General features: G+C 66.7%; 16 protein-coding genes. 9 read left to right on the top strand and 7 right to left on the bottom strand.

Annotated elements, in window-relative coordinates; genetic code table 11:
* Positions 1 to 2: 2 nt before the first annotated feature.
* The 3 genes from hydA to BAU07_RS22225 all read right to left on the bottom strand — a co-directional run bounded on the left by hydA (position 3) and on the right by BAU07_RS22225 (position 3,498).
* Positions 3 to 1,472 (bottom strand): dihydropyrimidinase, encoded by a 1,470-nt coding sequence (hydA, locus tag BAU07_RS22235; RefSeq protein ID WP_066662607.1) that lies wholly within the window; start codon positions 1,470 to 1,472, stop codon positions 3 to 5.
* Positions 1,473 to 1,500: 28 nt separating this feature from the next.
* On the bottom strand, positions 1,501 to 2,424 hold the full coding sequence (locus tag BAU07_RS22230) for a dihydrodipicolinate synthase family protein (protein WP_066662605.1): 924 nt from the start codon (positions 2,422 to 2,424) through the stop codon (positions 1,501 to 1,503).
* A gap of 114 nt (positions 2,425 to 2,538) precedes the next feature.
* Positions 2,539 to 3,498: a LysR substrate-binding domain-containing protein gene (locus tag BAU07_RS22225; RefSeq protein WP_066662603.1), complete on the bottom strand. Its 960-nt coding sequence runs from the start codon at positions 3,496 to 3,498 to the stop codon at positions 2,539 to 2,541.
* Positions 3,499 to 3,685: 187 nt separating this feature from the next.
* Between BAU07_RS22225 and BAU07_RS22220 the strand changes: the two genes are divergently transcribed.
* Positions 3,686 to 4,366, top strand: a complete 681-nt coding sequence (locus BAU07_RS22220; RefSeq protein WP_066662601.1) for an aspartate/glutamate racemase family protein — start codon at positions 3,686 to 3,688, stop codon at positions 4,364 to 4,366.
* 7 nt (positions 4,367 to 4,373) lie between these two features.
* Positions 4,374 to 5,780 (top strand): FAD-binding oxidoreductase, encoded by a 1,407-nt coding sequence (locus BAU07_RS22215; protein WP_066662599.1) that lies wholly within the window; start codon positions 4,374 to 4,376, stop codon positions 5,778 to 5,780.
* A gap of 181 nt (positions 5,781 to 5,961) precedes the next feature.
* Here the strand turns inward: BAU07_RS22215 and BAU07_RS22210 are convergent, their stop codons facing one another.
* The 3 genes from BAU07_RS22210 to BAU07_RS22200 form a co-directional block, all read right to left on the bottom strand.
* Complete coding sequence (locus BAU07_RS22210; protein WP_157122397.1) at positions 5,962 to 6,927, bottom strand: hypothetical protein; 966 nt, start codon at positions 6,925 to 6,927, stop codon at positions 5,962 to 5,964.
* Between the two features lie 700 nt (positions 6,928 to 7,627).
* Complete coding sequence (locus tag BAU07_RS22205) at positions 7,628 to 8,092, bottom strand: NUDIX domain-containing protein (RefSeq protein WP_066662595.1); 465 nt, start codon at positions 8,090 to 8,092, stop codon at positions 7,628 to 7,630.
* Between the two features lie 170 nt (positions 8,093 to 8,262).
* Positions 8,263 to 9,705: an N-acyl-D-amino-acid deacylase family protein gene (locus BAU07_RS22200; RefSeq protein ID WP_232338182.1), complete on the bottom strand. Its 1,443-nt coding sequence runs from the start codon at positions 9,703 to 9,705 to the stop codon at positions 8,263 to 8,265.
* Positions 9,706 to 10,082: 377 nt separating this feature from the next.
* Here BAU07_RS22200 and BAU07_RS22195 point away from each other — a divergent pair, with 377 nt between their 5' ends.
* The 7 genes from BAU07_RS22195 to BAU07_RS22165 all read left to right on the top strand — a co-directional run bounded on the left by BAU07_RS22195 (position 10,083) and on the right by BAU07_RS22165 (position 18,746).
* A complete protein-coding gene (locus BAU07_RS22195; protein ID WP_066662590.1) occupies positions 10,083 to 11,522 on the top strand; it encodes a M81 family metallopeptidase in 1,440 nt (479 codons plus the stop codon).
* A 19-nt stretch (positions 11,523 to 11,541) separates the two neighbouring features.
* Positions 11,542 to 13,122, top strand: coding sequence for an ABC transporter substrate-binding protein (locus tag BAU07_RS22190; protein WP_066662588.1), 1,581 nt, complete (start codon positions 11,542 to 11,544; stop codon positions 13,120 to 13,122).
* A 21-nt stretch (positions 13,123 to 13,143) separates the two neighbouring features.
* Positions 13,144 to 14,079, top strand: a complete 936-nt coding sequence (locus BAU07_RS22185) for an ABC transporter permease (protein WP_066662587.1) — start codon at positions 13,144 to 13,146, stop codon at positions 14,077 to 14,079.
* Positions 14,080 to 14,096: 17 nt separating this feature from the next.
* Entirely contained in the window at positions 14,097 to 15,017 is a 921-nt protein-coding gene (locus BAU07_RS22180; protein ID WP_066662585.1) for an ABC transporter permease, read from the top strand.
* Between the two features lie 25 nt (positions 15,018 to 15,042).
* Positions 15,043 to 16,059, top strand: a complete 1,017-nt coding sequence (locus BAU07_RS22175; protein WP_157122395.1) for an ABC transporter ATP-binding protein — start codon at positions 15,043 to 15,045, stop codon at positions 16,057 to 16,059.
* On the top strand, positions 16,056 to 17,114 hold the full coding sequence (locus BAU07_RS22170; protein ID WP_084025922.1) for an ABC transporter ATP-binding protein: 1,059 nt from the start codon (positions 16,056 to 16,058) through the stop codon (positions 17,112 to 17,114). The genes BAU07_RS22175 and BAU07_RS22170 overlap by 4 nt, the downstream gene beginning before the upstream one ends.
* Before the next feature lie 81 nt (positions 17,115 to 17,195).
* Positions 17,196 to 18,746 (top strand): amidase, encoded by a 1,551-nt coding sequence (locus BAU07_RS22165; protein ID WP_084025921.1) that lies wholly within the window; start codon positions 17,196 to 17,198, stop codon positions 18,744 to 18,746.
* A gap of 197 nt (positions 18,747 to 18,943) precedes the next feature.
* Here BAU07_RS22165 and BAU07_RS22160 read toward each other — a convergent pair whose 3' ends face one another.
* Entirely contained in the window at positions 18,944 to 19,792 is an 849-nt protein-coding gene (locus BAU07_RS22160) for a class I SAM-dependent methyltransferase (protein WP_084025920.1), read from the bottom strand.
* Positions 19,793 to 19,837: the final 45 nt, after the last annotated feature.

Raw genomic sequence — 19,837 nt, 5'->3', positions numbered from 1 at the left:
CCTTAGCGAGGGCGGAGGTGGGTACGCAGGATTGCGTCGGGGTTGCCGTTCAGGCGCTGGCGCAGCACGGGCTCGGGGGTGCCGCGCTTGAGGAAGCGGCCGCTGCCGCGCTCCACATGCAACAGTCCCTCGTCCACGGCGACGCGTCCGCGGCTGATCACCGTCTCGGGCCAGCCGCGCAGCGTGCGGCTTTCGTAGGGCGTGTAGCCCACTTGATCGTGGAGCATCGATGCCGTCACGTGGACCTCGCGATCGGGATTCCAGATGGCCAGGTCGGCGTCCGTGCCCACCGCGATGGTTCCCTTGCGCGGGTACAGGCCATAGGTGCGGGCATGATTGGTGGCGGTCACGGCGACAAAGCGCTCGATGCTCATGCGCCCTGTCAGCACGCCTTCCGAGAACAGCAGCGGCATGCGCAGCTCCAGCCCCGGCACGCCGTTGGCCATGTCCTTGAAGGTGGTCTGGTCGCCCTTGGGCAGCTTGCCGCTGGCGTCGAAGCGATAGGGCGCGTGGTCGGAGGAATACATCTGCAGGGTGCCGTCCAGCAGGCCGGCCCATACCGCCGCCTGCGAGGCCGCATCGCGCGGGGGCGGGCTGCAGCAGTACTTGGCGCCTTCGACGCCGGGCAGGTCCAGGTCGTCCGCGGTCAGGAAAAGGTATTGCGGGCAACTCTCCGCCAGGATAGGCAGGCCCAGCGCCTGCGAGGAATGGACCACCCGCACCGCTTCCAGTCCGGCGACGTGCACGATCAGCAGCGGCACGTCCATCAGGCGGGCCAGCGCCACGGCGCGATGCGTGGCCTCGCTTTCGGCCAGCGGCGTGTGCGCGACGGCATGGTACTTCGGCGCCGTCAGGCCCCGTTCGACCAGGCGGCGAGCAATCCAGCGGATCATGTCGTTGTTTTCGGCATGCACCATGACCAGCGCGCCTTCGCGGTCGGCCACGTCCAGCACGTCCAGCAGCTGGTAGTCGTCGAGCTTCATGCGGTCATAGGTCATGAAGACCTTGAAGGACGTGATGCCGTCGCGGATGATGGCCGGCAAGTCGTGCTGGAGCGCCTGTTCGGTGGGGTCGGACAGGATCAGGTGGAAGCCATAGTCGATGACGGCCTTCTCGGCAGCGCGCCGGTGGTAGTCCGCGACCACCTCCGGCAGGGCGTTGCCGCGGTGCTGGGCGGCGAAGGGAATGATGGTGGTGGTCCCGCCAAAGGCCGCCGATACCGTGGCGCTGTAGAAGTCGTCGGCGCACATCACGCCCATGCCGGATAGCTGCTCCACGTGGCAGTGGCTGTCGATGCCGCCGGGCAATACCCAGCGCCCTTGCGCGTCGATGTCGCGGCGGCCCGCCGGCAGGCCGCGCCCGACAGCGGCGATGATGCCGTCGCGCACGCCGATGTCGGCATGGAAAGTGTCGCTGGCCGTGCTGATGCGGCCATTGCGTATCGTCAGGTCGAATTCGGTATCGCTGTGCACAGTGCCTCCCTTCCTTGGCGGGTCGCGTTCACGCGACGCGCTGTGCGCCGGAGGCGTCGAGCGCCAGGCCTACGCGGCGTACGGTGGCTTCCAGTTCCGCCGCCGTGACGGGATCGATGCGCATGCCGGGCGAACGCAGGGCATGGCTGCGGATGGCGCCGCGCCGCTGATAAACGTATTTGCGCAGCGCCAGGCCGATCTTCGGCTGGAACTCATAGCGGATCAGCGGGCAATAGCGGTCGAAGATGGCCGCCGCGCCGGCCTCGTCGCCCGCGGCATGGCGCTCGTAGATGGCGACCAGGATTTCCGGGAAGGCGAAGCCGGTCATCGTGCCGACCGCGCCGCGTTGCAGTTCCTCCAGGAAGTAGACGCCGCCCAGTCCGCCGAAGATCTCCATGCGCGCGTCGCCGCACAACTCGCGGATACGGGTGATCTTCTGGCCTACCGGCGGCTCTTCCATCTTGACCGCATGCACGCCGCCTTCGCGGGCCAGGCGCGCGACGACCTCCGGACGGATCTCCGTGCCGAAGGAGTCGGGGAAATCGTGAATGACGACCGGGATGTCCACCGCATCGGCCACGGCCTTGTAGTAGTCGAACAGCAGCGCGTCGGTCGCGTTGTCCAGCGGGGCAGCGAATACGGCGGCGGCGCCCAGGTCCTGCGCTTCGCGGGCCTGCTCGATGGCGCTGGCGATGCCCAGGCCCCGTACCCCGACCCACACCGGTACGCGGCCATCGGCCTGTTGCACGAAGGTCCGCAGGACCAGGCGGCGTTCCGCGTTCGACAGCTTGTGCAGCTCGCCCAGGAAACCCAGTACGGCGAGACCCTTGACGCCGGTTTCCAGCAGGAAGTCGACCAGGCTGCGTATGCTGTCCGTATCGACCTGCAGCGCGTCGTCGAAGGGCGTGGGGCAGATGGTGTATACGCCATGGGCGTCGGTGGGCGGGGTCATCGTGTCTCCGTCGGATGCATCTGGCCGGCGTTCAGCGCCGGACACCGATGACCATCCTAAAGGCCTTCCCGCAGAACTCCACTTGCTTTTTTATTGGCTGCCTATAACACGCCGTTAAGCTGGGGTTTGCCCGGATTCCAGCGCTTGCCCGGCGCTGCGGGTTTGCCCGGATGCCAGTTCGAAGCCCTGTTCGCGCATGGTGGCGCGCAGGGTATCGACGAAGGCCTGCGCCAGTTGCGACAAGGGTTCGAACCGCGATTGCAGCAGGCTGGCGGTGAGCACCTTGGACTGGGCGATGGGACGCACCACGAATTCCCCCGAGGTGCGGCTGCGCACGGAGAACTGGTCGACGATGGCGATGCCCGCGCCGGCCTGGACCAGGGAGCAGGCATTCTGCGGGGAACTGACTTCCACCGCGACGCGGCGCGGCTGGCCGGCTTCCTGGTACATCTGTTCGACCAGGGACCCGAAGGGCGTATCCGCGCCGTAGGAGATCAGCGGGTAGGGCAGCAGGTCTTCTATGGTGAGCATGGCTCGATGCGCCAGCGGATGGTTATAGGGGCAGATGCAGACCAGGCGCGCTTCGCCGATCGGCTGGGCGATCAGGTTGGGATGCTGGGCGGGCAGGATCACCACGCCCAGCTCCGCGCGGTTGTCCAGCAGCATCTGGGTCAGCGGCCGGAACGCCAGGGCCTGGAAGGTGACCTTCACGTCTTCGTGCGCGGCGCGGAAGGCGGTGATGGCCAGCGGAATCAACATATGCCCGATGCTGGGACTGGACACGACGTGCAGGATGCCGCTGCGTCGCTCGGCGAGTTCGCCCGCCAGCTCGCCCACGCGCCGCACGCCGGCGTAGACGTGCTCCACCTCGCGAAACAGTTGCCGCGCTTCCGGCGTCGGGTACAGGCGGCCCTTGATGCGTTCGAACAGGCTGAAGCCCAGCCGCTGTTCGGTATGCGCGAGCAGGCGGCTGACGGCCGGCTGCGACACGAAAAGAAGCTTGGCCGCGCCGCTGATCGAACCGGTGGTCATGACGGCGCGGAACACTTCGATTTGCCTGAGATTGAGCAACATGGCGGGTAGCTTGGCGTGGGGCTCGGTGGCGTGGCCGCGTGGCGGGGCGCGACGGCGGCAGCGCGGTGAACATAACACCCGCAGGCCTTGCCGCGCCATAACACCATGTTAAGCGCGCCCGACAAAATGACATTGCCGGTCGGGCGCGGGGCGCTGCTAGACTCGCCGCATATCGCAAGGAAAGCCCATGGAAAGGACTCTGTTCGTCATCAATCCGAATAGCACGCAGGCTGTCACGGATGCGTTCGACGCCGGCCTGCAGCGCCTGCGCGTGGCGGGCGGGCCGCGTATCGCCTGCCTGACTTTGCGTGAAGGGCCGCCCGGCATCCAGACGCAGCTCGATGTGGAAAGCGTGACATTGCCGCTGGTACGGCGGGTGCGCGAACTCGATCGCGAGCATGGCGCCGCGGCCGCCGGCTACGTCATCGCGTGCTTCAGCGATCCCGGCCTGCACGCGGTGCGCGAGGCTACTCCCAAGCCGGTTCTGGGTATCAGCGAGTGCGGCATTCTTACCGCCATGACGCTGGGGCAGCGGATCGGCGTGATCGCCATCCTGCGCCAGTCGATTCCGCGGCATGGCCGGCTGTTCGGCGCCATGGGGGTGCAAGACCGTATCGCGGCCGAATTGCCGCTGGAACTGGGCGTGGTGGAACTGGGCGACGCCGCGCGGACCCGCGAGCGGCTGGCGGACGTGGGCCGGCGCCTGCGCGACACGCACCAGGCCGACGTGCTGGTGCTGGGCTGCGCGGGGATGGCGGACTATCGTGAATGGCTGGCCGCGGAAGTGGGCCTGCCCGTGGTGGAGCCCACGCAGGCCGCGGTGACGATGGCGATGGGCCGCGTCCTGCTCGCCGCGCCGGCGTCCTGAGCCCGGCATGGACACAGAACTGATACGGCGGTTGGGCCATGTGGTGGGCGACGCCGGCCTGGTGCTGGGCGAGGCGGAGCAGGCGCCCTATGTCGAGGACTGGCTGCGCAAATGGCGTGGCCGTACGCCGGTCGTGGTGCGCCCGCGCAATACCACCGAGGTCTCCGCCGTCATGCGGCTATGCCGCCAGACGGGCACACCGGTCGTGCCGCAGGGCGGAAACACGGGCATGAGCGGCGGCGCCGCGCCGGACGACAGCGGCGCCCAGGTGATCCTGAGCCTGAACCGGATGAGGCGCATCCGCGAGGTGGACGCGGTCAACAATACGATCACGGTGGACGCCGGCGTGCTGCTGGCGGACGTGCAGCGTGCGGCGCGCGAGGCCGGGCGCTTCTTTCCCCTCAGCCTGGGCGCCGAGGGCAGTTGCACGATAGGCGGCAACCTGGCCACCAATGCGGGCGGGACGGCGGTGCTGCGCTACGGCAATACCCGGGAGCTGGCGCTGGGGCTGGAGGTGGTGTTGCCGGATGGCCGCGTGTGGAGCGGCCTGCGCGGGTTGCGCAAGGACAATACGGGCTACGACCTGCGGGGCCTGTTCATCGGGTCCGAAGGTACGCTGGGCGTGATCACGGGCGCGGTGCTGAAGCTGTACGCGCTTGCGCGGGGGCGGGTGACGGCCTGGGTGGGCGTGGATACGCCGGGGGCCGTGGTGGGGCTGCTGTCGCATATGCAGGCGCTGTGCGGGGAACGGCTTACGGCGTTCGAGATGATGTCGGCCCATTGCCTGGATTTGGTCCAGGCCCATGTCAGCGGGGCCGTGCAGCCGCTGGACGGCCGCCACCGCTATTACGCGCTGGTCGAGCTTTCCGATACGGCGCCGGAGGCGCTGACGGAGTTGCTGGAGCAGGGGCTGGCGCAGGCCATGGAGGCGGGCCTGGCGGACGATGCCGTGATCGCCGCGAGCGAGACGCAGAGCCAGGCGCTGTGGCGCCTGCGCGAGGGCATTTCGCAGGCACAGGTGCGGGCGGGGAAGGCGGTCAAGCACGATATCGCCTTGCCGATTTCGCGGCTGGCCGCGTTTATCGAAGAAGCGGATGCGGCGCTGGCGGAGGATTTTGCCGGGCTGCCTATCGTGAACTTCGGGCATGTCGGGGATGGGAATTTGCACTACAACGTGCTGTTGCCGCTGGACGTGGCGGCGGCGGAGTATGGGCGGTTGACCGCGGCGTTGAACCGCCGGGTGCACGACCTGGTGGCGCAGCGTGGGGGCAGCATCAGCGCCGAACACGGCGTGGGGCAGTTGCGGCGGGATGAGCTGCGCCGCTACAAGTCGACGGTGGAGATGGATTTGATGCTGCTGATCAAGCGGGCGCTGGATCCGGATCAGTTGATGAATCCTGGGAAGTTGTTGTAGGGGCGGCGTGGGCCCTGTCGTTCCTGTCTCCCCCCGACCCGGCATCCCCTGGGGCGCGTCGGTCTGGCCGGCGCCGATACATCGAGCTGGCCGTGGGGAGGGCTTGTTGGGCTTGCTGGTTTGGCTGCGTGGTTTTTTGGGCCGTGCGGCGAGGTGGGCGGCTGGCGGGCCGGCACTGCCTTCAACGTGGAAATACCGTGACGACGTCTGGAATCCCAGCGGCCTGGTCCTCGTCTCGATACGTGAAAACGGCTCCCTCATTCGCCGCCGATATTTCCACGATAGGAACGAAGATTTTCGTCAAGTCGAAATACCATTTCTGCTGGGTCTGCGCGTCGTTCAGATTCTTGCCGGGGACAGTTTGTTTCGGGTTGCGCACCAGCGCGGTGACGCTGTTATCGGCGACCGAGAAAAACGCCATCACAGGAATACGGCCGGCGTCATATCCTCGCCAGGGCCCCGCAACGACCTCATTCCAAGGCAGGAGCAATTCAGATTGTTTTTGCTGCAGGACGCGGGCGATTTCTATGACGGTATCCATGTTCTGCTTCGCCGTGCTTTGCCCTGGAATCAGCGCAAAGCCGCAAAAATTCGTCTGCGTGCCATGATACTTGGCCAGCCACTGCTGGGCTGTCGTGATGCCGATGGTCCCGCACGGAGCGGTATTGGGAACGGGCTGATCATCGACGTAACGCTCGCCGCAGCCCGCGTCGTCGCGCTGGACTGTAAGGCCGTCAATAGGAAAAGCGCAACGATAGAACGCCGTGTACGGCGGGTGTCCAGGAGGGTATGGCGGAAAAATGTTATCGACGTAGGCCTTCGGCCATAGCGCCAAACCGGCCGCACCGAATAGCTCCGTCGCGATATCCGTCCTGAAGTAGGTAAACGACAGCTTTGTGATGTTCGGTTCGGTCCAATATAGCGAGTCTTGTTCGAAAGCGGTCACCATCAACCCTCCGCAATAGTATGCAGGCCTGTCGCCGCAAGGGAAGGTTGTCGACAGTTCTCGATCGAACGCAGCGGTCATCCGCTCTTGAACAAAGTGTCCGAAATCCTTGCGGTTCTGGGTTCGAGAGATGTCGGCCCCATGGGCGGCGGCCTGCCCGAGCAAGGCAAGCGCCAGCAGGATGCAAAACGGCGTTTTCATTTTCCATACCCAGATCGGCTTGGTCGGGAGCACCCCATGTCGACGCAACGCCGGCAGCCAAGTCGCGGTTCGCAAAGGGGATGTCGCGACGTTAGCATCGAGGTTGCGAGCCGTGCATATGTATACGCGACTGCTCACAATTGATTGCGCCTGGCCGAGGTTGACGCCGGTGTACGCGGAGATCCTTGCGCGCTTCAACGTCGCCCGCATCCAGGCTGATACTCGGGGTATGGGTAAGGAGCAGGGGCGAGGCTGGACGCCCGCCATGGACGCCGGCGGTCGTACGGGCACTGGTGTGCCGCGGCCGAAGATCTCTATGCGCGCGTCTTGTTGGGCTTGTTCGGCTTGCCGATTTGGCTGCGTGCTTTTTGGGCCGTCCGGCGAGGTGGGCGGCTGCCGGGGCCGGCACGGTCGACCGGTCCGGCGCCCGGGCGCCGGACGCCACTTCGCACGCTCGTCCTGCGGCCGCTGCGCGGTGGTGTTCTTCTTTATAGCTGTGCGGCACGCATCCCTTCGCGCCAGCTCGTTCGGTCTCTACGTGCCGTCCCCGGCAGCCGCCCACATCGCCGGACTCCAGCGTCTTGCCTTCACGGTAGCGGTGGAGAGCCGGGGTGCTTGCCGCTACGCTGGATTGCGGGTTGCCGGTGGAAGATCTGGCGGTGCCCGTGAATACGTGGCCCCCTGCGGGCCACGTATTCGCTTACGCGGTGTCGGGGGTTGGGTGGGGGCGTGGATTGCGGTTTGGGTGTGGGGGGCTTGGTGTCGCTATTTCGAAAACGTCGGGCTTGTGGGCGAGGTACCAGGCCACCGAGCGCGTGACGGGGAGCTGTCGTATTTCGGGGAGGTGGAAGTAGGCGGCTCCGGCGCCTTCCAGTACGCGGAAGTCGCCCCATTCGACGGGTCGGGGCAGCAGCATCAGTGGTGCCTCCTGGCCGTCGCTGCCGGTGCGCCGGCCTATCTCGATGAAGTCGGCAGGAGGGGCGACGATATCCAGTTCTTCTTCCAGCTCGCGCGACGCCGTGTGCCAGTGGTCGGCGTCTTCGGGCTCCACCGCGCCGCCCCAGAAACTCCAGGCCAGTGGGCCGTTGCGGGCGGCGCTGTCGCGCATTTGCAGTAGCGTGCGGCCCAGGCGGTCGCGGACGAGAATGCTGATGTTGGTGATCAAGGCGGTGGTCCTGGCCTGGAAGGGGAGTCTCATTCTATAAGCGCCTGGAAGCGCCTATAAGGGCAGCCACCCCCCCCCGTACCTCGTCATTTTCGCGCCCCGGGCCCTGGCGGGCGATCGGTGGCTTAGCGCGTGATGCCCGGCCGGACGGCACAATTAGCCACTCGCTGTCAGGATCGGGTCGCGCCGATCCGATCAGTGATGTACCGACCAGGCCGGGCACCGGTCGCGGCGCCGTCCTGCCAGGTGGCTACGCCGGCCACGTATACATGCCGCATGCCGGTGGCCTTTTCCGCGGGCGTATCGAAAGTCGCGTTGTCGATGATCGTATCGGCGTCGAATATCGCGAGGTCGGCGTGGCAGCCGGGCGCGATCCGGCCACGGTCCCGCAAGCCCATGCGCATCGCAGTCAGCCCCGTCATGCGGAACACGGCTTCCTCCAGGCTGAACAGCCCCAGCTTGCGGCCGTAGTGGCCCAGGACGCGCGGGAACGTTCCCCACAGGCGCGGATGGGGGCGTCCTTCCCCGCACAGGCCGTCGGAGCCGATCATGGTGTCGGGGTGGGACAGGATGCGCCGCACGTCGCCGTCGTCCATGATGAAGTAGACCGCGCCGGCGGGCAGCAGCCTTTCGGCGGCTTCGCGGCGGCTGCAGCTCCATTCGCGGGCCAGGTCTTCCAGGTAGCGGCCGCTGGCCTGCGGGTGAGGCTCGGACCACGTGATCATGATGCGATCGCAGATCTCCACCCGTTCAGGCTGCAGGATGGTGGATGAAGCGTCATAGGGATAGCAGTCCAGGCAGACGGCCTGGGCGCGTGCCGCGTCGCGCAGGCGGGCCAGCGTCTCGACGGAGCGGCCGTGGTTCTGCTTGCCGACCACCTTGTGGTGCGAGATCACGATGGGTACATTCAGTGCCGCGCCGATGCGCAGGCTTTCTTCGATGGCCTCCATTACGCGGTCGCCTTCGTCGCGCATATGCGTGGCGTAGATGCCGCCCAGCCGGGTCAGCGGTTCGCATACCGCGATGACTTCCGCTTCCGTGGCGGCCGCGGCGGGCGGGTAGAAGGTGCCGGTAGACACTCCCAACGCACCCTCGTGGAGGGCTTGCTCCACATCCTGCCGCATGGCTGCGATTTCGTCTTGCGAAGCTGTACGTTTGACGTCGGCCATGCGCAGCACCCGCAACGTGCAATGGCCGACCAGCGCCGCTACGTTGACCGCGGGTGGCGCTTCCTCGATGGCGGCACGGTATTGCGCGAAGCTGCCGAAACGATAGCCATGGCCCAGCAGGTTGAGCGGCGGCACCTGCGGGCCTTCGGCCCGCAGCGGGGCCAGGCTGATGCCGCAATTGCCGTTCACGACCGTGGTGACGCCCTGCGATATCTTGGGAAGCATGTCCGGTGTGTCCAGCACTGCCCAATCATCATGGGCGTGGCTGTCGATAAAGCCGGGCGCCACGATCAGTTCCGAGACATCCTGCGTGCATGCCGCCTGGGCCCCCGCCAAGTCTCCTACGGCGACGATGCGGCCCTGGCGTATGGCCACATCGGCACGGCGCCGCGCCTGCCCGGTCCCGTCCACGACCGTGCCGCCCGCCAGGAGCAAGTCATACATGTGCGTGCCGTCCGCCATATCGGTCCTCCGGTGATATGAAGTTCCGCCATTCTGCGCCAGCCCGGCTCCGGCCGCCAATGCCGAGGCGGCGCAACCCCATAACCTTGAGGTATGGCGTGGGGGCTGTGCCTGCGATTTCCAGTCCGCCACGCTGGAAAGCGTGCGTGTTTACCCTAATTAACAGCGCTACCAATAACCGTTGGTTATGGGCACTGCCGCGATTGCTATTTGTGCGGGCGCGCGCCCCGGCCGCATCATGCAGCGCTATCGGTCCGACCATCCCGCCGTGGCGTGTCCCGCTTGGACGCTGCCGGGCAGGGCTTGGTGTCTTCCGTGTTGCGCCTTCGCTTTGCTCCTACTTCTGTCGGGGAATGTCCATGCGCGTGTTTTGTGGCGGGCTGGGTACGGAAACGAATACCTTCGCGCCCATGCCCACCAGCCTTGATTCCTTTCGGGATCGGGAGTACTTCCCCGCGGGGAGGCATCCTGACATGCCGACCGCGCAGGGCGCTCCGCTTTGGGTGGCGCGCCAGCGTGCGCGCACCCTGGGTTGGGACGTCAGGGAAGGCATGGTCGCCACCGCGCAACCCGGCGGCATCACCACCCGCGCTGCGTACGAAACCTTGCGCGAAGAGTTGCTGGGTGACCTGCGGGCCGCCCTGCCGGTGGATATGGTGCTGCTGGGGCTGCACGGCGCCATGGTCGCCGACGGCTACGACGATTGCGAGGGCGACCTCTTGACCCACGTGCGCGGTCTGGTGGGCCCGGCTGCGGTCGTGGGGGTCGAGCTGGACCCCCATGCACACCTCAGCGCCACCATCGTCGGCCAGGCCGATGTGGTCGTGCTGTACAAGGAGTACCCGCACACCGACATCGTGCATTGCGCCGAGCAACTCGCGGATCTTTGCCTGGCCAAGCGCGAAGGCCGCACATCTCCGGTGGCCGCGCTGGTGGATTGCGAGATGGTGGTTCCCATGCACACGTCCCGCGATCCGGCGCGCGGCTTCGTCGATCGCCTGCGCGCCATGGAAGGCAAGGACGGTGTGCTTTCCGTGTCCTTCGCAATGGGCTTCGCCACCGGAGATGTGCCGGATATGGGCACCAAGGTGTTGGTCTACACCGATGGCGATGCCGCCAAGGCGCAGGTGCTGGCGCGCCAGTTGGCCGATGAACTGATTGGCCTGCGCGAAGAACTGATGGTGAAGTACCGCAGCGTCGACGAGGCGTTGGATGAAGCGCTGGCCTTCGACGGCGGGCCTGTGGTTCTGGCTGACCGCGCCGATAATCCCGGCAGCGGCGCGCCGGGTGATTCGACTTTCGTACTGCGCCGGTTGCTGGAACGGGGCATATCCGATGCCGCCTTGGGGCCGCTCTGGGATCCGGGGGCAGTGCGCATTGCCTTCGATGCCGGCGTTGGCGCCACGCTGCCCATGCGCCTGGGCGGAAAGATAGGCCCGCTGTCCGGTGACCCGGTGGACGCGCCATGCACCGTCCTGGCGCTGCATCCAGCCATGACCATGACGGGGCTGACCGGCAGCCCCATGGCGATGGGCGATTGCGCGTTGGTGCGAACAAAGGGCGTCGACATCGTACTGGTATCGGTGCGCAACCAGGCCATGAACGTCGATCTGTTTACGCAGCTGGGCTGCGACCTGTCCACACGCAAGATCGTGGCGGTGAAGTCCGCCCAGCACTTCTACGCTTCCTACTCCACGGTGGCGCGGCACGTGGTGTATGTCGGCGCGCCCGGCGTCGCGACGCCGGACTGGAAGGCCCTGACCTACCGCAAGATCAAGTTGCCGAAATGGCCGCTATAGCCAACCTGGAGTCCTCTGCATGACACGACACATACTCAGCGCGCTGACCGCGCTTGTCCTGGGTGGAGTCACGCTGGCGGCTGCCCCCGCCGCGCTGGCGCAGGGCAAGACATTGCGCATGGTTCCCTACGCAGACCTGAAGGTGCTGGATCCGTTTTTCACTACTGCGTACATCACGCGCAACTTCGGTTTCATGGTCTACGACACTCTGTTCGCGCCAGATGCCAAGGGTGTGCCGCAGCCGCAGATGGTGGCCTCCTATAAGACCTCGGATGACGGAAAGCGGTGGACATTCACCCTGCGCGACGGCCTGAAGTTCAGCGACGGCACGCCGGTGCGGGCGGCCGATTGCGTGGCTTCGCTGCAGCGCTGGCAGAAGCGGGACAACGTGGGCGTGGCCATGACCGCAGCCGGCGGCCAATGGAGCGCGATCGACGACAAGACCTTTACCCTCACCTTGGAGAAGCCGTTCGGCCTGGTGCTGGACGGGCTCGCGAAGGTCGCCAGTTACCCGGCCTTCATCCTGCCCGAGCGCCTGGCCAGGACGCCCGACACGGCACCGCTGAACGAAGTGGTCGGGTCGGGGCCCTATATTTTCAAGCGGGACGAGTGGGTGCCAGGCAACAAGCTGGTGTTCCTGCGCAATCCGCTGTACGTGGGACGCAGCGAGCCACCCAGCGGTTTGGCCGGCAACAAGACCTCGCATGTCGATCGGGTGGAATGGATGATTCTTCCCGACTCGAACAGCGCGGTGGCGGCGCTGAAGAACAACGAAGTGGACATGATCGAGGAAGTCCCACCCGACTACATTCAACCGCTGCGGTCTGATCCCAACGTCCGCGTCGGGGTGACGGGTAACACGCAGGCCTACATCATCACGAACTTCCTCAATCCGCCCTTCAACAACCCCAAGGCACGTCAGGCGCTGTTGCATGTCGTGGACCAGGACAAGTTCACGACCGCGATGGGATATCCGGACGACATGCGCCTGAAGTACTGCGCCACGTTCTTCATATGCGGCAGTCCCAGTGACACCAGTGCCGGCTCGGCCCCCTACGCCAAGCCCGATATGGCAACGGCCAAGCGATTGCTGGCCGAGTCAGGCTACAAGGGCGAAAAAGTGGCGGTGCTGCTGCCGACCGATGTCGCCTACCTGAACTCCGCGACGCTGGTCGCGATCCAGGCCATGCAGGAAATGGGCATGAACGTCGACGTACAAGCCATGGACTGGGCCACCGAAACCGCGCGCCGCGCCAAGAAGACGCCGGTCGACCAGGGCGGCTGGAATGTTTACCTGTCCTCTGCCGCCGAGTACAGCGTGAACTCGCCCATCAACAGTACCTACCTGGGGGCGGCGTGCGGCAACGGCCTGCCGGGCTGGCCTTGCGACCCGCAACTGGACGAACTACGCGCCAAGTGGATCGCCGCCACCGACCCGGCGGAGCGCAAGACCCTGTTGGACCGCTTTCAGGAGCGTGCCTACGAGTCCGTACCGTACATTCCGGTCGGCCAGTATTCCCGTGTCTATGCGGTGCGCAAGACGCTCGGCCACAGCGACCGGCTATGGGGGCTGCCCAATGTCTGGGTGCTGGACAAGTAAGCGCCATTCGGGAGAGCCGGCATGGCTTATGTGATCCGCCGCCTGTTGGCGACCGTGCCGGTAATGGCGGTCGTCGCCGTCATCGTCTTCCTGCTGATCCACCTGTCGCCGGGCGATCCGGCAACGCTCATTGCCGGCGACCTGGCATCGGCCGAGGACATCGCACGCCTGCATGTGGCCCTGGGACTGGACCAGCCCATGTGGCGGCAATTCGTGCTCTGGCTGGGACGCCTCGCGCACGGCGACCTGGGCACTTCGCTGTTCACGCAAGTGCCGGTCAGCCGCCTGTTGGGGCAGCGCCTGGAGCCGACCCTATCCATCGCCGCCTTGACCATGCTGTTGTCGCTGGTGGTCTCCATTCCGCTGGGCGTGCTGGCCGCGTATCGCGCGGGCAGCTGGATAGACCGGGTGGTGATGGTATTCGCGGTGCTGGCTTTTTCGGTGCCGGTCTTCTTGGTCGGATACCTGTTGATCTACGGCTTCGCCGTCAAGCTGCACTGGCTGCCGGTGCAGGGCTTCGTCAGCCTGAGCCAGGGGGTATGGCCATGGCTGCGCAGCCTGATCCTGCCCTGCGTGAACCTGGCGCTGGTATATATCGCGTTGATCACGCGCATGACGCGCGCCACGGTGCTGGAAGTGCTGCATGAGGACTATATCCGCACCGCGCGCGCCAAGGGCCTGGGCGTGCTGCCGGTACTGGGCCATGCACTGCGCAATGCCGCGATCCCGATCGCCACCACCGTGGGCGTGGGCATCGCGCTGCTGATCGGCGGCGTGGTGGTGACCGAAACCGTATTCGCCATTCCGGGCATCGGCCGACTGGTCATCGACGCCGTCCAGCACCATGACTATCCCGTCATCCAGAGTGTGCTGCTGTTGTCGGCCGGCACCTACGTCCTGATCAACCTGCTGATCGACCTGAGCTACAAGCTCTTCGATCCGCGCATCCGCTATTGATGCCACAGGAAACGCGCATGTCCGATCGCTCTCCCGCCATGCTGCCTGCTGCCGGCCTAGCCGCGCCTGCGGACGCGGCCATGCCGCTCGACATTGTCGCGCCGTCTTCGTTGCGCTGGCGCTGGCTGCGCAAGCATCCCACATTGATCCTGGGAGCGGCGCTGCTTGTCGCGATGGCGGTCGTCGCGCTCGCGGCGCCCTGGATCGCCACGCATGATCCGCTCGCCATCAATCCGCTGATGCGGCTCAAGCCGTCGTCGCCGCAGAATTACTTCGGCACGGACGCGCTGGGGCGCGATGTCTTCAGCCGCACGATATGGGGCGGCCGCGTCTCGCTGGTGGTGGCGATCTCCGTCGCCGTGCTGGCCACGGCACTGGGCGTCGTGCTGGGGCTGCTGGCGGGCTTTGTGCGATGGGCGGACCCGCTCATCATGCGGGTCATGGACGGCCTGATGGCCATTCCCGATATCCTGCTGGCGATCGCGTTGATGGCGGTGATCCGCGCCAGCCTGACGACGGTGATCGTGGCCATCGCGATTCCGCAGTTGCCGCGGGTCGTGCGGCTGGTGCGATCACTGGCGCTGACGCTCCGCGAACAGCTCTATGTCGAGGCCGCGCACGCCATCGGCACGCGCTTGCCCGTGATCCTGGCGCGGCACGTGCTGCCCAATATCGTTACGCCGCTGGTGGTGCAGGCGACATTCATCGCGGCCACCGCGGTACTGACAGAGGCGGTGCTGTCCTTCCTGGGCGTGGGCGTGCCCGCCCAGGTGCCGAGCTGGGGCAACATGATGGCCGAAGGCCGCAACTATGTCGCGGTGGCCTTCACCATCATCCTCTATCCGGGCCTCTTCCTGGCTGCGACGGTATTGGCGATCAATCTCATGGGCGACGGCCTGCGCGATGCGCTGGACCCACGCCTTGCCAACCGGTTGTGACGCGATGGCAATCCAAGGAAGCATCATGGCTGACAATACGACGGCACCGCTGCTGGAGGTGGAAGACCTGTCCACTTACTTCGATACGCTGGCCGGCACGGTGCGCTCGGTCGACGGCGTGTCCTACCGGGTCGACGCCGGCAAGACGCTGGGCGTAGTGGGGGAATCCGGCTGCGGCAAGAGCGTAACGGCGCTGTCCATCATGCGGCTGCTGCCGATGCCGCCAGCGCGCTTTGCGGGGGGCGCAATCCGCTATCGCGGAACCAACCTGCTCGAACTCAGCGAAAAGCACATGCGTGCCATCCGTGGCAACCGCATCTCGATGATTTTCCAGGAGCCCATGACCTCGCTCAATCCGGTCCTGACCGTCGGCCGGCAGATCGGTGAGGCGGTGATGCTGCATCAGAAGGTGAGCCGTCGCGAAGCACGGGTTCGGGCCGTGGAGATGCTGAAGCTGGTGCAAATCGCCGAACCCGAGCGCCGCGTGGACGAGTATCCGCACCAACTGTCCGGCGGCATGCGCCAGCGCGTCATGATTGCCCTGGCGCTGTCCTGCCATCCCGAGGTGTTGATCGCCGACGAACCCACCACCGCGCTGGATGTGACCATCCAGGCGCAGATCCTGGACCTGCTGCGCGGTCTGCAGGCCAGGCTGGGCATGGGCATCGTGATGATTACCCACGACCTTGGCGTGGTTGCCGAGTGCTGCGATCGCGTCGTGGTGATGTATGCCGGACGCAAGGTAGAGGAAGCGCCGGTGGCCGAGCTGTTCGACCGGCCCGCCCATCCGTATACCCGCGCGCTGATGGCGTCCATGCCCGCCATGAGCCCGGTGGCGCGTCTGGCCGAAATACCGGGGATGGTGCCTCCGCCCACGCAACCCCGCCGCGGCTGCGCCTTCGCGCCCCGCTGCGCCTATGCGACCGAACGGTGCGGCAAGGAGGCCCCGGGACTGACCCCGCAGGGGTCGGCCGACCATGTGGCGGCCTGTTTCGAAGCAGAACGTGTCGCGGCGTTGCCGCGCGAGCGAGTGCCGGCATGAGCGTCATCGATACGACCGCCAAGGCGAGGCGCGAGACGGATACGGCGGCGCCCGCGGCTCCGCCCCTGTTGGAGGTGCGTGACCTGGTCAAGCACTATCCGGGATCGTCCAACTGGCTGGGCCGACGCCGCAGCCTGGTGCAGGCGGTGGACGGTGTGTCTTTCACGCTGGCACGGGGTGAGACCCTGGCCCTGGTCGGCGAGTCAGGGTGCGGCAAGACCACGACCGGCAAGTCCATCCTGCGCTTGATCGAGCCGACCTCCGGCACGGTGCAACTCGAGGGCGAGAACATTGTGGCGCTGGACGCCGAGCGCATGCGAGAGCGTCGGCGCGATATGCAGATCATCTTCCAGGACCCGTACGCCTCGCTCAACCCGCGTCTGTCGGCGGCGGCTATTGTCGCCGAGCCCATGCGAAACTTTCCGAGCCTGCAGGCGGGGGGCGGATCGGCACGCGCGCGCGACGAGCGGGTGGCGTGGCTGTTCTCCAAGGTGGGACTGCGGCCCGAAGCCATGAAGAAATTCCCGCACGAATTTTCGGGCGGGCAGCGCCAGCGGCTGGGCATCGCGCGCGCGCTCGCGCTGAACCCCAAACTGATCGTCTGCGACGAGCCGGTGTCGGCGCTGGATGTGTCGGTGCAGGCGCAGGTCATCAACCTCCTGACGGACCTGCAGGCGGAGTTCGGCCTGGCCTATCTTTTCGTCGCGCACGATCTGGCGGTCGTGCGTCACATCAGCCACCGCGTCGCGGTGATGTACCTTGGCCGTATCGTTGAGCTGGCGGACCGCGACACATTGTTCTCGCGCCCGTTGCACCCGTATACGGAGGTGCTGCTGTCGGCAGTGCCGGTGCCCAATCCCCATGTCCGCAGCCAGCGCATGCTGCTGGGCGGCGACCCGCCCAGTCCGGCGAATCCGCCCACAGGCTGCCGTTTCCATACGCGCTGTCCTCTGGCGCAGCCGATCTGCGCCCGTGAGCGGCCAGGCTTGACGCCTCGATCCAAGGGGGGCACGGCGGGAGAAGCCAGCCAATGGGTGGCCTGCCATTTCCGTTAGCGGCCGCGGCCCGCGCACCAGCGCGGAGAAACACGCCGGCAGCCACCGGCCAGGACTGCGTGAAAGAGCGGCGGGAGCAGGATGATGGCATCGGCTTTCCAAACGGACGAGCAAGGTTTTCAGGGCCGGCAGAGCCTCGCGGAACTGGCTGCTGCCCTGGCGCAAGGCCGGACTAGTTCGGTGGCCCTGGTGGAGGCCTGCCTGGCGCGTATCGCCGCCTGGGACTCCTCGGGCCCGGGCCTGCATGCCATGATTGCGCTGGATCCTGGGGCACGGGCCGAAGCCGCGCGCTGCGACGATGAGCGCCGGCGTGGCATATGCGGCGGGCCTCTGCATGGCTTGCCCATGGTGGTCAAGGACAACATCGATGTGGCAGGACTCCCAACCAGCGCAGGTTCGGTTCTGTGGCGCGAACACGTGGCGCCGCGCGATGCGGCCGTGGTGGCGGCCCTGCGATCGGCCGGCACCATCGTGCTGGGCAAGACCAATATGTCGGAGTTCGCCTGTTCCAGCGGCTGGTATGGCTATAGCTCCCTGGGCGGCTTGACGCTCAACCCTTACAACCACGCGCGCAATGCGGCAGGGTCCAGCAGCGGCAGCGCGGCGGCCGTGGCGGCCGGCTTCGCGGCCTTTGCGCTCGGTACGGACACCTTCGGCTCCATCCGTGCGCCGGCTTGCGTCACGGGTCTGGTGGGGCTGCGTCCGACGCATGGTCTTTGCCCGACCGATGGCATCTTGCCCTTGGCCCCGGGTTTCGACGTGGTGGGGCCGATGGCGCGATCCGTCCGCGATGCCGCGCTCGTGCTGGAGGCCATGACGGCGGGCAGCCCGCGGTCGACGGGCCACGGTGCCGCCGCATTGACGGAGGGAGCGTTGCGCGGTGCGCGGCTGGGTGTTGCGTACGAATTTCCCGGCGAAGGCGAGGTGCGCGGAATTTTCCAGGCGGCTTGCGCCGTTATCGCGAGCCAGGGCGCCGAGCTCGTGCCGGTGGCCTTGCCGCCGGGCGCGGCCAGCGTGCATGCTGACTTTCTAGGCCCCTTGGCCGATGCGGAGTGGAACGCCGCACTGGCCGCGTATTTTGCCGACCGGCCGGGGAACTGGCCGTGCACCCTGGCGCAGCTTGCGACAGCAGCGGACGCGATACCCGCGGACGGGACCGCCGCCACAAGCGGCATCAATCCGCGCACCATCGCCTTCCTGCATCATGCCTTGGGGCAATCACGCGCCATGGCACCGGCGCGCCGCGCGGCCTTGCTTGGCCGGCAGGCCTCTTTCCGCGACGCGCTGACCGGCCTTCTGCGGCGCGAACAGTTGGACGCCATCGTCTATCCGAGTATGCTTTGCCCCGCCTCGCCGCGCTACGACAGGCCGGACCCGACCTACGCCTGCGCCGCCTCGAACGCCTATTTGCCACTGTATGTCGCCAGCGCCGCCGGCATGCCGGACGTGACGGTGCCGGCCGGCATGGCGGAGGCCGGCGTGCCGGTGGGCCTGTCCTTCATGGGCCGGCCCTTCGGCGAGGCGGCGCTGCTGTCCCTGGCCTGGGCATTCGAACAGGCGGCAACCCCTGGTCCTGCCCCCATGGCCTCACCCTTTTCGACAGTGTCGCGCCGATCCCCTGCGGGCGTATGATCGCGCGTAGGCGCGTTCTTCCGCGTTCTTCCTCTGGCACAGGCCGACGCCCATTGCCGGCCTGTCACATGGTTGCTTGACACCGGCCACCCTGGACAGACGATGGGCGGCCGCGAAGGCGGTGTGCCGTGGATCACTTTCCTCTTGCGGTCTGCATGAAAGGTCCGGATGCGCAGGGCGGGACGGTCGAGTCCGGGTCAGCGGCGGGTCACCACGATCTCCAGATACTCGCTGGGCACCACCACCGCGCCGTCGCCGGCGCGATTGAAGCGCTCGATCTGTGCCACCAGATCGTTGGCCAGCGCGGTTTGTGCCGCGGGCTCCAGCGCCCCGAACGCCTTCAACAGCGGGCCGTAGTAGGTCTTGAATACCTGTATCCAGTGCTCCGGCGAGCGGTAGCGGAACACGAACTTGCGCGACTCGCATTGGATGGCGGAGGCGTGCGCGCCGAACATTTCCTCGATACGCGCCCGGGTGCCCCACAGCGCCGGGGACTTGACCCCGGCGGGCGGCGGCAGATGCTTGCCGATGGTCTTGAAAACCTGGCCGATGAAGCCTTCCGGCGTCCAGTTGGCCAGGCCGATCTTGCCGCCCGGCCGGCACACACGAAGCAATTCGCCCGCCGCCTTGTCCTGGTCGGGCGTGAACATTACCCCGAAGGTGGAGAGCACAACGTCGAAGCTGGCATCCTGGAAAGGAAGCGCCTCGGCATCCGCCTCCTGGAAGGCGATCTCCAGCCGTTCGGCGGCGGCGCGCTCGCGGGCGCGCGAAAGCAGCGCCGGCACGTAGTCGGTGGCGACCACGTCGCAGCAGCGGCGGGCCGCGGCCAGCGAGGCATTGCCGTTGCCGGCGGCGACATCAAGCACCTTCTGCCCCGCGCGTATATCCAGCGACTCGCACAGTTGCTCGCCCACGATCTGCAGCGTCGTGCCGACGACGGCGTAATCCCCGGACGCCCACGTGCTCTGCTGTCGGCTTTTCAGGGCGGCCAGGTCGGGTTGTGCGGAACCCCGTACATCGACGGGGGCGAGGGTCGAAATCGACATAGTCTGTCTCCAATCAAGCGGTCGGGATCCGAAGGCGTTCATCGC

Source organism: Bordetella flabilis (assembly GCF_001676725.1).
GTDB classification, from domain to species: domain Bacteria; phylum Pseudomonadota; class Gammaproteobacteria; order Burkholderiales; family Burkholderiaceae_B; genus Bordetella_C; species Bordetella_C flabilis.
Note: the sequence above shows the minus strand (reverse complement) of the source record. Positions and strands in the feature narration are given on the sequence as shown.